Origin of the sequence: Bacillus sp. SJS, assembly GCF_000732485.2 — a bacterium.
Classification (GTDB): Bacteria; Bacillota; Bacilli; order Bacillales; family Bacillaceae; genus Metabacillus_B; species Metabacillus_B sediminis.
Window position 1 is genome coordinate 16,692 of record NZ_JAQV02000020.1, and the last position, 13,989, is coordinate 30,680.

At 42.8% G+C, this 13,989-nt stretch carries 15 protein-coding genes; 10 read left to right on the forward strand and 5 right to left on the reverse strand.

Annotated features, from left to right (window positions below; all coding sequences use genetic code 11):
* Positions 1-7: 7 nt before the first annotated feature.
* A complete protein-coding gene (locus tag AS29_RS11775) occupies positions 8-2,035 on the reverse strand; it encodes a sigma-54 interaction domain-containing protein (protein ID WP_051860619.1) in 2,028 nt (675 codons plus the stop codon).
* A gap of 169 nt (positions 2,036-2,204) precedes the next feature.
* Between AS29_RS11775 and iadA the strand changes: the two genes are divergently transcribed.
* On the forward strand, positions 2,205-3,377 hold the full coding sequence (iadA, locus tag AS29_RS11780) for a beta-aspartyl-peptidase (protein WP_035406200.1): 1,173 nt from the start codon (positions 2,205-2,207) through the stop codon (positions 3,375-3,377).
* 139 nt (positions 3,378-3,516) lie between these two features.
* Here the strand turns inward: iadA and AS29_RS11785 are convergent, their stop codons facing one another.
* Positions 3,517-3,735: a hypothetical protein gene (locus AS29_RS11785; RefSeq protein ID WP_035406203.1), complete on the reverse strand. Its 219-nt coding sequence runs from the start codon at positions 3,733-3,735 to the stop codon at positions 3,517-3,519.
* Positions 3,736-3,870: 135 nt separating this feature from the next.
* Between AS29_RS11785 and ilvA the strand changes: the two genes are divergently transcribed.
* The 8 genes from ilvA to ypmT all read left to right on the forward strand — a co-directional run bounded on the left by ilvA (position 3,871) and on the right by ypmT (position 9,886).
* The gene (gene ilvA, locus AS29_RS11790; RefSeq protein ID WP_035406206.1) at positions 3,871-5,145 is read left to right on the forward strand and encodes a threonine ammonia-lyase IlvA; all 1,275 of its coding nucleotides are present in this window, start codon (positions 3,871-3,873) and stop codon (positions 5,143-5,145) included.
* A gap of 15 nt (positions 5,146-5,160) precedes the next feature.
* Complete coding sequence (locus AS29_RS11795; protein WP_035406208.1) at positions 5,161-5,811, forward strand: SOS response-associated peptidase; 651 nt, start codon at positions 5,161-5,163, stop codon at positions 5,809-5,811.
* Positions 5,812-5,902: 91 nt separating this feature from the next.
* Positions 5,903-6,154, forward strand: a complete 252-nt coding sequence (locus AS29_RS11800; protein ID WP_035406211.1) for a DUF2535 family protein — start codon at positions 5,903-5,905, stop codon at positions 6,152-6,154.
* Positions 6,155-6,482: 328 nt separating this feature from the next.
* Positions 6,483-7,325 carry a DegV family protein gene (locus tag AS29_RS11805; protein WP_035406214.1) on the forward strand — a complete coding sequence of 281 codons (843 nt, stop codon included), beginning with the start codon at positions 6,483-6,485 and terminating at the stop codon, positions 7,323-7,325.
* Positions 7,326-7,368: 43 nt separating this feature from the next.
* Complete coding sequence (locus AS29_RS11810) at positions 7,369-7,947, forward strand: SCO family protein (protein ID WP_442854531.1); 579 nt, start codon at positions 7,369-7,371, stop codon at positions 7,945-7,947.
* 193 nt (positions 7,948-8,140) lie between these two features.
* Positions 8,141-8,929, forward strand: coding sequence for an SGNH/GDSL hydrolase family protein (locus AS29_RS11815; RefSeq protein WP_035406217.1), 789 nt, complete (start codon positions 8,141-8,143; stop codon positions 8,927-8,929).
* A gap of 10 nt (positions 8,930-8,939) precedes the next feature.
* Positions 8,940-9,518, forward strand: a complete 579-nt coding sequence (locus AS29_RS11820) for a YpmS family protein (RefSeq protein WP_035406220.1) — start codon at positions 8,940-8,942, stop codon at positions 9,516-9,518.
* 152 nt (positions 9,519-9,670) lie between these two features.
* Positions 9,671-9,886 carry a protein YpmT gene (ypmT, locus tag AS29_RS11825; protein ID WP_035406223.1) on the forward strand — a complete coding sequence of 72 codons (216 nt, stop codon included), beginning with the start codon at positions 9,671-9,673 and terminating at the stop codon, positions 9,884-9,886.
* Between the two features lie 244 nt (positions 9,887-10,130).
* Here ypmT and AS29_RS11830 read toward each other — a convergent pair whose 3' ends face one another.
* On the reverse strand, positions 10,131-10,892 hold the full coding sequence (locus tag AS29_RS11830; RefSeq protein WP_035406225.1) for a DUF4397 domain-containing protein: 762 nt from the start codon (positions 10,890-10,892) through the stop codon (positions 10,131-10,133).
* A gap of 174 nt (positions 10,893-11,066) precedes the next feature.
* Here AS29_RS11830 and AS29_RS11835 point away from each other — a divergent pair, with 174 nt between their 5' ends.
* Positions 11,067-11,873: an alpha/beta fold hydrolase gene (locus AS29_RS11835; RefSeq protein WP_035406227.1), complete on the forward strand. Its 807-nt coding sequence runs from the start codon at positions 11,067-11,069 to the stop codon at positions 11,871-11,873.
* 90 nt (positions 11,874-11,963) lie between these two features.
* Here AS29_RS11835 and AS29_RS11840 read toward each other — a convergent pair whose 3' ends face one another.
* A complete protein-coding gene (locus tag AS29_RS11840) occupies positions 11,964-12,221 on the reverse strand; it encodes a hypothetical protein (RefSeq protein ID WP_035406230.1) in 258 nt (85 codons plus the stop codon).
* Positions 12,222-12,360: 139 nt separating this feature from the next.
* The gene (locus AS29_RS11845) at positions 12,361-13,956 is read right to left on the reverse strand and encodes an MDR family MFS transporter (RefSeq protein ID WP_035406233.1); all 1,596 of its coding nucleotides are present in this window, start codon (positions 13,954-13,956) and stop codon (positions 12,361-12,363) included.
* Positions 13,957-13,989 lie beyond the last annotated feature (33 nt).

Here is a 13,989-nt window from a genome sequence, read left to right on the forward strand (position 1 = left end):
GCTCCTTTTAATGGTTTCCGAGATGAGATTTCAGTGAATGGAGGAAATCCATTCCCTCGAGAGTAATTTTCGTGCCTGCCCTTCCGCGCCCTTTCGTTACATAGCTGTGCTTTTCAAGAAAGTCAAGCCTATGGCGGACCTGCTGTGCAGTAAGGGGGTGAGAACCTGCTTTGCTGATTTCTGAAATGATTCTCCTGCTAGCCGGTTCTCCGTTTTCGTTTGAAATACGGATCGTTTCGAGGATAAACACAAATTCCTGTTTATCCATAAGGGTAAGCTGAAGCGGGGCTGCTTCTTTTTCTTTTTTCTTTTGTTTTTTGACCGTTTTCCCAGGAAGATCGTGAAGCTGAATGGTTTTTCCGTCCGAGACGGCAAGCATGTAATCTATCGAATTCTTTAATTCCCTTACATTTCCTTCCCATTCTTCCTTCATTAACATATCCATTACCTTTGAGTCCATCCGTGTGACGGCTCCGTTTCTTTTCAAAAATTCTTCTGCAAGAATTGGAATGTCCGATTTTCGTTCTCTAAGAGGCGGAATTTGAATGGAAAAAACATTTAACCTGTAGAAAAGATCAGCCCGGAAATCCCCATCCGCCATTTTTTCTCTTAAATTCATATTGGTGGCTGCAACAATCCTTACGTCGACCGCAATATTCTGGGTTCCGCTTACTCGGCGGATTTCTTTTTCCTGAAGAACACGAAGCAGGCTCGCCTGGAGGTCACCTGAAATATCTCCGATTTCATCCAGAAAGAGGGTGCCTCCGTTTGCTTGTTCAAACAGTCCTTTTTTTCCGCCTTTTTGTGCCCCTGTAAAAGCTCCTGCCTCGTAGCCGAATAGCTCGCTTTCAAAAAGGGAAGCTGAGAGGGCACTGCAGTTAACGGCTACAAAGGGGCCGGAACGTCTGCCGGAGCCGTTATGTATCGCTTGTGCAAACAGTTCTTTACCCGTCCCGGTTTCTCCTTCAATCAAAACCGGCAATTCAGAAAGCGCCAGTTTCTTAGCTGTGCCGATTGTATCCAGCATGCTTAAATGGCTGCCGATTATTTGATCAAAGGTATACTTGGCCGTAAACCCCTTTTTCGCCCATTCTGCTGCCGCAGAGTTGATTTCTGAGGCTTTGCTGACCCTGCTGATGGTAGCAGTAATGATCCCATTCGTTTCATTCCGGTAAATGGCCGCTTCCATTCCATTAATGCTGAAAAGCTGAAAGGGTTCAATCCCTGTTACTATATAAGAAATCACGTCTTGATCAAGTCCTGAGAGCTGAATGGCTTTACCGGCGACATCTGCCCGGTCAAGCTGGAAAATGGACTCGCACACGGAGTTAAATGCCGTAATCACGCCGGAGGCACTGACACCAATCACACCTTCACTTACATGATCAACGACAAGCCGCAGATTTTTTTCCGCTGCCAAAGCTGAAGTTTTCGCTTCGGTCAAAAGCCGCTGCTGACTGACGGCATGTTTCATCTGGCGTTCTGTTAATATAGAGTTCAAATAAGAAAGTTCAAAACGATTCGCCAGCTCCTGAATAGTAGGGGATCCGATTAGACGTACTCCTATATCCAATTTAGGTGCTGAATGAATGGGTGCATGAATCATTTCGCCTGGAGAAAGAATCAGGTCTGCATCAAAAGTGGTTTCTCCTTTTTTAAAAGGAACAAATTCGACGTGCTGTATGCCAAGTTCTATAAGCTGATGAATCAGCTCAGCTGCTGATTCAAGTGTGTCGCTGACGACAAGAACTTTGGAGCCTTCGGGCAGCAGGAGCAGCGTCTCCAGTTTTTCAACATTGATCGTTCGAATCGCCTCTAGGATTTCGGAGTCACATGTAACGAATGGTTCAAGTTCCTTTTTTAAATCTGGAGATGAAATTAAAATCGGACCTTCAGCGAAAGTGTCAGGCAATCCTTCATCTATAGAAAAGGATTCAATCGAAATCAATTCATTAAAAAGTTCAAGGAGCTGCCCGTGAAGAGCTTTTCTCGTTTGTTCAGTTCCGGTTATTAAAAATAATTTGTCTGGATTCAATGGCATTCGCTCCTGTCGCGTAACTATAATAGCATTATAACACCCAATTGGAACTAATTGAACCCAATAAAAATAAAATGAGCAGAATGAAATGATTTCCCGAGAGGATTACTTCATGGCATGATTCTTGCTTAAGGATAAATTGAAACGATATGAAGGAGGAAAAGATTTGCTTAAATTAATCAAAAATGGAGAGCTATATGCTCCTGAATATTTAGGAAAAAAAGATGTGATCACTGCCGGCGGTAAAATAGCTTTTATAAAGGAACCTGGATTTTCTTTTCCAAGTGAATACCTGTCAGAAACCATTGATGCAGATGGTCAGGCGGTATTTCCCGGGTTTATTGATTCACATGTACATATTATGGGCGGCGGCGGAGAAGGTGGCTATAAAACAAGGACACCGGAACTGCAATTAAGCTCCGCTATCAAGGGAGGCGTGACTGCAATAGTCGGGGTGATCGGTACGGATGGAACCACTAGAACCATGTCCGCCCTGCTTGCGAAAGCAAGGGCATTGGAGGAGGAAGGCATCTCCTGTTATGTTCACACCGGCAGCTACCAGATCCCAGTCAGGACGCTTACAGGCAAAATTGAAGATGATTTAATTCTCATTGATAAAGTCATCGGCTGCGGCGAAATTGCGATCAGTGATCACCGCTCATCCCAGCCTGAATGGCAAGAGATGGCAAAGATTGCTTCTGCTGCCAGAATCGGCGGTATGCTTTCAGGAAAAGCAGGAATCGTCAATGTTCATATAGGCGATGGCAAGGGCAAGCTGGATTTACTCTACAAGGTTTGCGAAGAGACGGACATTCCAATCAAAACGTTTCACCCTACCCATATCAACCGTAATCCTCATTTGTTTGAGGCGGGCATTGAGTTTGCCAAAAATGGAGGGCTTGTTGACTTTACTACAAGCACCATTCAGCGATTTCTGGACCAGGGAGAAGTGAAATGCAGCAGGGGTTTAAAAAGGATGCTTGATGAAGGGGTGCCTTTGGAGAACATCACCTTCACATCTGACGCCCAGGCAAGTCTTCCGGAGTTTAACACAGACGGGGAGCTGACGGGTATGCAAATTGGAAATATTACCTCTCTTTATAATGAAGTAAGAGACGCAATCCTAATAGAGAACGTCCCGGCGGAAAAAGCAATTCAAGTAATTACCTCCAATCCAGCCTCCATCCTCAAGCTAACCCATAAGGGCAGGATAGCTGAAGGCATGGATGCCGACCTCGTACTAGCTGACAAAGAGAGTCTTCATATCAAAACGGTCCTAGCGAGAGGCCAGGTAATGATGAAGGAGGGGAAAGTCTTAGTAAAGGGAACATTTGAATAAGTATTCCCGCTGCTGCTTATGTGAAAAGCAATAATGATTCATATTATGGGACTGTTGGGGGAGACTGGGGTTTTATTCGGTCCAGCTGACAGCCCATAACAAAAGTCCCCCTATACTGGATTAGGGGGACTGAATTCATTCAGTCTGCTGATATACGTCTGATCGCCTGTTTCAGCTCCTCAGGATCTTCAAAATCTTCCGGATTCCAGTTTTCTTCTACCCACTGGATCAGCTCTTCTTTCGTGTTGAATCCTTGACCGCTCGTGTCAGCGCTCCGAATCATATACAGATTGCTGCCAGGATCTGCTTCAATGAGACAAGGGATGGCGCTTGATTTGCTTTTTAGCAAATACTCCATATTAATTCCTCCTCTATATTTGGGTTTTTCCCATTTTTTAAATTAATCAATCTTGAATTACTGGAAATGACTTTAAATTTTGAATATTCGTGATATAATGGCAAATTAAATAGAGGTTTAGAAAGGAATTTTGCCATGAACCCGTTAGCTCTCCAAAAAAAATCGTCCATTGTCCATGTGGAATCGATTCTAAAAGCCCATCATCTACTAAAGGAAGTGGTGATCCATACCCCGCTTCAGCTGAATCGTCCTCTTTCTGAGAAATATCAATGCAATGTCTATCTTAAGAGGGAAGATCTCCAGCTTGTCCGGTCCTTCAAAATTAGAGGGGCCTTCCATAAGATGAAATGCTTGAGCAGCAAAGAACTTGAAAATGGGGTTGTATGTGCCAGTGCCGGAAATCATGCACAGGGAGTCGCTTATTCCTGCAAGACGCTTGGGGTTCAAGGGAAAATTTTTATGCCAAGCACCACCCCGAGGCAAAAAGTGAATCAGGTGGAAAAATTCGCAAATGGCTGTGCTGAGATTATTTTGTGCGGAGACACGTTTGATGATTCCTATCATGAAGCTGTTAAATGCTGTGAGGAAGAGGGGCGGGCGTTCATACATCCGTTTGATGATGAAGAGGTCATCGCAGGTCAAGGTACAGTCGCTGTTGAAATTTTGAATGATACGGATGTGCCTATTGACTTTGTTTTTGCAAGTGTCGGCGGAGGGGGGCTGATTTCCGGTTTAGGTACATATTTTCAGGCGGTTTCACCGAATACGAAAATTATGGCGGTCGAACCGGAAGGCGCTGCATCGTTTACTTCAGCGAAGTCATCCGGAGAGGTGGTCACCCTGCCGAAAATCAGCAAATTTGTAGATGGAGCTGCCGTTCAGCGGATGGGAGAGAAGACATTTGCCATCGCCAATGGCTTTTGTCATGAAACCGTGCTCGTGCCTGATGGGAAGGTGTGCACGTCCATTTTGGAATTGTATAATGATAATGCCATTGTGGCCGAACCTGCCGGTGCATTGCCGATCGCCGCATTGGATTTTTGCCGCGATGAAATTAAAGGGAAAAATGTTGTATGTATTGTCAGCGGCGGGAACAATGATATTGGAAGGCTGCAGGAGATCAAAGAGAAGTCAATGATTTACGAAGGACTGCAGCATTATTTCATCGTTGATTTTCCGCAGCGGGCAGGGGCTTTACGAGAGTTTTTGCATGACGTACTCGGTCCTGCTGATGACATAAACCGTTTTGAATACACAAAGAAAAACAATAAAGAGAACGGTCCAGCGCTAGTGGGGATCGAATTAAAGGACAAAAAGGACTACTCAACCCTGATTGCCAGATTGGATTCCAAGGGATTCCATTACACAGAAGTCATTAAGGATGAACAGCTGTTTAACTTACTAATTTAGCCGGAGGCAGCAAATATGTGCGGAAGATTTACACAAACGTTCGATGAGGATGTTTTTAAATATTTCCCTGTTCTTAATCATTCAGATATAACCGTTGAAAGAACATTTAATGCGGCCCCCTCTCAAAAGCTTTTAGCCATTGCCGGCTCAGATGGGAGCTATAAGGCCGGTTATTTGAAGTGGGGGCTTGTGCCCTCCTGGACGTCAGCGCTTAAAGGGTCAGGAATTATAAATGCGAGAGCGGAAACCGTTGCTGAAAAGCCCAGTTTTAAGCACCTCATCGAGAGAAAAAGATGTTTGATTCTGGCAGACAGTTTTTACGAATGGAAAAAGACCGATACTGGAAAAAATCCATACCGTTTTCTGCTCCGTTCAGAGGAGCCGTTTGCTTTTGCAGGCTTATGGGACAGGTGGCGGAAGGACGGGAAGGACCTCGTTACATGCACGATTCTTACAACGAAGGCCAATGAACTTGTTCATGAGGTGCATGATCGAATGCCGGTTATTTTTCAGCACCGCACCGCTTTAACCTGGCTTGATTTAAGCAAAGAGGAGGCGCTTGAAAACCTTCTTCCCATTTCTGAAGAACAAATGAAAGCCTATCAGGTTTCATCAATGGTTAACTCGCCAGCAATAAACGAACCGTCCTGTACGTTTCCTGCTTGAAAATTTTTAAAGCTGTGAGCATAATTTGACAGACTTCGATAGGATAATGGAGTATAATAAAGCAAACGGGTGAAAAAGAGGATTGATATTTTTGCTATTCAAAAGCCTAGAGTTCAAACGGTTGGATGGACAGAAGGTAAAGGTTATTGAGATACCGGTAATGGGAAAAGACCACAGTTATGCTTTCCTCATTCAGGCAAGACTGCAGGCATATCTGACAAGGATTAATGCAGAGCCAGAACCGAAAAGCGTCTATTCTTTCCGCGACTATCTCAAAAAGATTTTAAAATGGCCGGATTATGAAGCAATCTTTCAATCTGAAGTATTACAGAATAATGCCTAGGGAGATCTTAACAGATCTCTCTTTTCTTTATGAATACTTATTGACCAAAACCGATGCAGACTGGCTGGACCGGGAACTGCACAACATCTGCAGGCAACTGTGCACCGGGGAATTCTGTGCCCACCGGAAACGCGGACAGCATCCAGGAGATCCTCTAATATGGAAGCGTAAATTGCCAAAAAAGTTTTCTAAAAAAGGTAAATCTTTTAGTTAAGGATTTTTTATGACGATTATAATCAATAAACCCTTAATTTTTAGTGTTTTTTATTGAAACCATTTGCACAATCTGTATAATACTTGTTAATGAGAGAGATAGGGAAGTGACAAGATGAAAAAAATTGTGATTGTAACCGATTCAACAACAGATCTTGATCAAAGCATGATTGAAAAATACAAAATTGAAGTAATTCCGTTAACCATACATATAGATGGAGAGACGTACACGGATCGGGTGGATATTACACCTGAAGAATTTATGATAAAAATGGCGGCTGCAAATGAATTGCCGAAAAGCTCACAGCCTGCGATCGGAAAGTTTGTCGAAACTTATACGGAGCTTCTTAAAACGGCAGATCAAATCATATCGATTCATTTAACCTCAGGGATGAGCGGAACGTTTCAGACTGCAGAAAGCGCAGCTGCAATGGCAGGCGGGGATATTACAGTGATCGATTCTCAGTTTATCTCAAAAGCTCTTGGGTTTCAGGTAATAGAAGCGGCGAAAATGGCTGAAAGCGGGTCGTCTAAAGAAGAGATATTAGAACGGATTTCCTCGATTAAGGAGGCGACGAGACTTTTTGTCACGGTTGATACTCTTGATAATCTTGTAAAGGGCGGCAGAATCGGAAGGGGAAAGGCTATGATTGGTTCCCTGCTGAATATAAAGCCGATTGCAAGTCTGCAGGATGGAGTGTATACACCAGTTGCAAAGGTGAGAAGTCATTCTCAAATCGTCAAATACCTTGCTAAGCAATTTGGGGAAGATTTAAAGGGGAAAACGGCAAAGGCAATCGGAATCGCGCACGCAGATGCCTCTGATCTTGCGCATAACCTAAAGGAAGCACTCCTTCAAATCCGTCCGGATCTGCCAATTGATATTTCGTTTACGACTCCTGTCGTTTCTACCCATACCGGACCGGGTGCTATCGGATTTATGTATTATACGGAGTAGAGGCTGGCCTGATTCCATATTGAAAATACAGGAAGTGGTTTATTTGAAAATAATACGATTAATATGGCTCGCTGCGGCTTTTATTTTGCTATCGGGCTGCAGCACTGCTGTTTCCGGTTTTAAACCCATTTCATCTGTAGAAAATTTTCATTATAAGGACCAGGAGGGGGAGTCTTTCGGTCTTCCTGAGCTTAAAGGAAAAATCTGGATAGCGAACTTTATTTTTACGAGCTGTACGACGGTTTGTCCGCCAATGACGGCCCATATGAAGAAAATTCAAAGTTTGGGGGCCGAAGAGAACATCCCGTTTGAGATCGTTTCATTCAGTGTAGATCCGCAGATTGATACACCTGAAAAGTTAAAAACGTTCGGCAGCCAGTTTGGCACCTCATTTGAAAATTGGCATTTTCTAACGGGATATTCACAAAAGCAAATTGAAGAATTTTCCCTTAAAAGCTTTAAGACTTTAGTAAAAAAGCCGGAAAATGAGGATCAGGTTATTCACGGCACCTCCTTTTATTTAATAAATAAAGAGGGACAGGTCGTTAAATCTTACAGCGGGGTGGAAAATCCTCCATACGAAGACATCATTCAAGATATGAAGAGACTGCAGCAGCTTTAACCCTGCATGTCTCTTTTTTTAGTATCGGGATGTTTAAGGTTTTTTAGCTGAACATGATGAGGCTGATTGAGAGTTTGCAGAAACATCCTTTTATATAGGCAAAACCATTGAACAGGAAGTGTAAAAATCGGTATGCTTATAACATAGAGTTGATGGAAATGACTAAATTAACTCGAGGAGGGACCGAAAAAAGATGAAAAGAATCATACTCTTACTGATGTCAGCTCTGGTCCTTCTGGCTGGATGCGATCAGTTCACTTCAAAATCACAAAAACCCGCTCCTGAAAAAGCAGAGGTTAAGAAAAAAGAAAAGCCTCTGGAGGAAGTGAAAAAAGCGGATTTAACCATAACAGGAATTGGTGATTCACTGACGGCAGGAGTCGGAGATGACACAAAAAATGGCGGGTATGTGGGGATTGTTAAAACAAAGTTATCCGGATTGAAAACAACAAATTCCATTGCAGTTAACAACTATGCGGTGCACGGAAACCAGACTACGGACTTAATAAAGAAATTAAATAAAAAAGAAGTACAAAATGCGCTGGAACAGTCGGATATTATATTATTGACCATTGGCGGGAATGACATCATGAAGGTTGTGAAGGAGAATATATTTAATTTGACCCTGCAGCCCTTTGAAAAAGAGGAGTCCGGCTATGAACAGCGGTTAGCTCTTATTTTTCAAACGATTAGACAATATAATCCTGATGCGAAGATCGTATACTCAGGGCTCTATAATCCTTTTAAGTTTGTGCTGCCGCAGCTATCTGAAATTGACCTTGTAGTAAACAGATGGAACGAAGCAGCAAAAAAATTGATTGAAGCCGACGGAAATGCTGAATTCGTCCCAGTGGCAGACCTTTATGAAAGCAAAGATGATGGACTTCTTTATAAAGATGCGTTTCATCCAAACACTCAAGGGTATTCATTAATCGGAGAAAGAGTTTTTGAAGCGATTATGAGAAACGATGGATCTAGATAGGAGGCCGCAGATGAAGAAGAAGTGGAAATGGGCGTTTATTATTTTGCTTGCGATTAATGCAGCGGCAATTGCAATTGCCGCTATCTTGCTTTTTGCGCCGGCAGATTCAAATGCTCCAACCCAAAAGGATATTAAAGAAGGCAAAGCTGTGGCCCTCAATGTTGGTGCCAAAAAAGAAGCGCTAAATCAGCTCATTGATCATTATTTGAAGGAAGAAGCGAATGCCGATCAGTACAATTACAAAGTCTATTTAGATGATAAGGTCTATTTTACAGGCGCGATCAGGGCATTCGGGAAGGACATTAATGCGAAGATTACGTTTTCTCCCGTCGTGAAAAAGGATGGAAATTTGAGATTAATTGTTGAGGATCTTTCAATTGGACAGCTGGATGTTCCTGTATCATTTGTATTGAATTATATTAGTACATCCTACACCCTTCCGGAATTTGTTCATATTGATGAAAGAAATCATTCTATCGACGTAGACCTTTCGGAAATTCAACTAAAAAACAATTACCGTGCTAAAGCGGTAAAGTTTGATTTAAAAAATGATGAAATCCGGTTTGACTTGTTTGTCCCGCTAAATTAACGAGTAATGGGTTGACGAAATAGGACATTTGCCTGATAATATTAAGCTAAGAATGTAAATTTTTTATGACAGCATTTACGATAATTTAACAATAGATAGAATAAGAGCAGGAACCGGCTCCCTTTGCAGTCATAAAAGGATGGAGGATAAGCATGGATCAGAGAAAATACATATTAGGCAGCGTTATTTTCCTATTGGTCGGCCTATACTTTGCAGGAATTGCGGGAATTCAATTTATGGATGAAAAAGTAGAAGAGAACATGGACATTGTGTTTACGAATATTGCATACAGTGCGTTGTTTTTCTGCATTACCGTTTATATGCTTCACCTAAAAGACGAAAAAACAAAACGAACAGACGAAAAATGAGAAGGCGGATCGCCTTCTCATTTTTTATATTCAGATAAGAAGCATTATGCGGCAAGCAAGAAAAGGATAATTAGAGATATGCTCAATTTCTTTGTAAAACGCATGTCAGCTCCCCCTTTAGCGGTAAAAGTTAAATGATTGCTCCTACAATCATAATAGTAAAATTCAGAGAGGAATTGGATGCTTTAACCGTTTTATAAAATAAACTTTACAAAATTCATAATCTGTTTACAATCATATCCTATTACCCGATTACCATCATTGCCTCAAGCGGAGGAGTTCCGTTCGCGAGCCCAAGAGCAAAAATTGTGTAGGCGGTATCGGATTTAAATTGGACTTTAGGAACATTTAAGGCTACAGTATCCGTTCCCGCTATTCTTACTTCAAGGTCAATCTTACCCGCAGGCACTGATTTGTATGGAGTAGCTTTAGTAAAGGAGACATTTGAAAAAAGCACGTCACCGTTTTTAACTGCCACATCCACCGCCGGGGCATCAGGGGATAAGTGAACGAATTTTACCTTTGTTTCCCCTGCTGAAACAAATGGGCGGTCTACAATAGGAATCAGCTTTAATTTTGAAAGCATTCCGCTGGCTGCAAGTGTATACGTAATTCCCGGCATCAAGAGAAGATTTTCATATAGCACTGGGGCGGTTTGATTGCCTGCGGGAAATAGATCAATTCGGTACTGCCCTCCAGGAACTTGCAAATAGTCGCTAATCTGTTTAAATGACACATTTGAGAGCACTAATCTCCTGTTCACATAAACATCAACAGCCGGAGCATCAGGCGAGGCGTGAAGTACTCTGATCATGGTCATGCCGGGGGCGATCGCAGCCGGACCCTGAGGCTGGCCTGCTGCGGTCCGGGTTTGCATGGCAGACTGCAGAGCCTGGATATGCTTTTGATAATACATAATATGAGCTTGGGGATTCCGGTATTTATAATAGCAAGCATACAAATCATACACCATTGCCTGCCACAAGCTGTTTTGATCATTTGCCATCTGAAACACTCCCATTCTGTAAATTATCTCCAGTCAGTCTTGAAATATAAGATATATGATCTCATGCGTAATATTATTATGTTAACTGAAGGTTTTATTTGTGCTCTATTCACCTATATGACGTTTGAACAGATAGTATTAAGGAAAAAAATACGTAAGAAGGGGAGGATGATGATGAACCGGTATGAATTAACAAAAAATGAGCGGACGATTACATATGTTGATGAAGGAGTAGGAGATCCTGTTATTTTCCTGCACGGATTTTGCGGGAGTGCGGATTATTGGAAATATGTCATACCTGAAATGGCTGAAAAGCACAGGGTGCTTGCGGTCAATTTAAGAGGGCACGGCGGATCGAGTACAGAGAAAGAAAGCTATGGAGTCGAAGAAATGGCGGATGATATTAGACTTGTTCTGGATGATTTGGAGATTCAGAGTGCTTCTATTTTCGGACATTCGCTTGGAGGATATGTTGCTTTGGCTTTCGCTGAGAAGTATCCAGACCGGGTCACTTCGTTTGGTCTTGTCCATTCCACAGCATACCCTGACAGTGAAGATGCAAGGCGGGGCAGGGAAGCGGGAATGGAAAAAATCGAGAAAGAGGGAATAAAACCTTTTGTTGATGGTTTGGTTCCTAAACTATTTGCTGAACATAACAGGACGGGAGAGGAAGCTGATTTCGCTAAGCAAATCGGGTATCATACGCCGACTACAGGTGCAATTGCTTCTCTTGAAGCCATGAAGAACAGACAGGACAGAAGAAGGATTATTGAAATCTCAGATGTACCTGTACTTTTGCTGGCTGGAGAAAAGGATGAAGTAATAGCTCCGGAAAAAACCTTTACAGCAAATGGCCCTCATATTTACCAGTCCGTACTGAATGGAGCAGGCCACATGGGAATGCTTGAGGAACCTGAAACGTTTGTGAAGGTGCTAAAGGATTTTCTGGAAAACTTTGTCCATCCAAAACCGAAGGAATGATTGATACTTACTATTTGAAGTGAGCGAGAGTAACAACTGAAAGGTTTGCGATATCAGCCAAATAAGAAGACTGCCTGGGCGGCAGTCTTCTTATTTGTGATTTGAAGGGTGGCTTTCGGCAAATTTAATAAAGGATTGTTCATCTTCTATCAGGCCGCACGACCCGCATTGAACACGCTTTGATGTCCCTTTGTAAGGAAGATGGAAAGGATCCAGTGAGGACGAATCATATTGCTCCATAATTTCTCCAGATTGGGGATTCAATTTAACAGCTTGCGGGTTCTGCTCTAAAATGTGATACCTTGAGCGGTTGGTTTTACAGTTCGGACAAAGATACGGCGAAGTCATGAGAGCACCTCCATGCTTGAATATCTTTATCTTTTCTCAAAAGGAAAATATTATTCGAAAAGTAAATGTTCAATCCTTAGAAATACTTACGATCCATAAAAAATCCCCTGCAGCAAATGCGCAGGGGGTTTTCTATATTTTACGATTCATTAGCCGCAAATTTTTGTTCTTCTTTTTCTTTTTCTGCTGTTTCATCCTTGTTGCTCGTTCTCAGCGGAATTTGCTTAAGGAACAAGGTTAAAGCAAAACCAATGGCGATGACCGCTGAACAGATGAGAAATACATTCGTAAGGCCTGTTTCCAATGTGTGCCGGACACCATTAATCAACTGGGTGATGGCATCCTGATACTGTGGAGGAATGGACGATTGAATTTTCTCGAGTTTAGCATGATCCATCAGTACCTGCGGATTCATCAGCCCCTCAAGTTTTTCTGAAGGGAGGCCTGCTGGTAATTCAGGCTTCTCTGCATGGTACATACTGTTATTTAATACAAGTCCCATAATCGCAACCCCTACAGTTCCTCCCGTTTGTCTGAACAGCTGGGAGGAAGCGGTAGCCACTCCAAGATACTGGTGACCAACAGCGTTTTGAACGGTCAAGGTAAAGATCGGGAAGCTCATCCCAAGACCTGCCCCAACAATGATGTTATTGATAACAGCAGTGGCAATCCATGTATTTTCATCCATTAAGGACAATGAGAACATTCCTGCTGACATAACCGCCAAGCCGACTAGAGCATAAATTTTGTATTTTCCTGTTTTTGTGATGAGAGATCCAGTGATGCTGCTCGCAGCCACCATGGATAGCGTCATCGGCATCATGATCAAGCCTGATACAGCGGCCGATACACCCATTACTCCCTGAATGAAGAACGGAACATACATAACAGCTCCAAACATTCCGGCGCCTAAAATAAATCCTGCTAAGTTAGACAATGTGAAAATTCTGTTTCTAAACAGTTCCAATGGCAGAACGGGGCTTTTTGCACGCTTTTCTGCAAAGACGAAAAGTATGAGAGAGACAAAGGTTAGTGCAAATAGTCCGATAATCTGCACGGAGGACCAATCATAAGTCGTTCCAGCCCATGTGAAGGCAAGGAGTAGCGGGACGATAACCGATGTCAGCAAAATGGAACCGATGTAATCAACGGATTCTGCCTGCTTTCTCGGTGTGCTTGGGAATAGTGCCATAATGCAAATAAAAGCTAGGATGCCAAAAGGAAGGAATACCCAGAACACCCACTGCCAATTGGCATTATCAACGATCCAGCCCCCGAAGGTTGGTCCGAAAACACTTGCCAATCCAAAGACAGAGCTCAGGATTCCCTGCCAGCGTCCACGTTCTCTTGGGGAGAAAAGGTCACCGACGGCTGTAAAGGAAGTGGACATAATCATACCTCCACCAAAGCCCTGTATTCCCCTGAAGATGATAAGCTGAACCATGGTTTGAGAAAATCCAGCCATAAGCGACCCTGCCATAAAAACTGCAATTCCGATCAGAATAAATGGCTTCCGTCCATAAATATCAGACAGCTTTCCAACCAGAACGGACGTTATGCTGGAAGTCAGCATGAAAATCGTGAAGACCCAGCTGTAATATTCAAAGCCGCCAAGTTCTGCCACAATTTTCGGCAGTGCTGTACCGACAATGGTCTGGTTTAATGCGGCAAATAGCATAGCAGCCATTATTGCGATCATAATCGTCACTTTTTTGCGGTGATCTAAATGTTCCATTCTGTTTTGTTCCTCCTATGAGCGCTTTGCGTT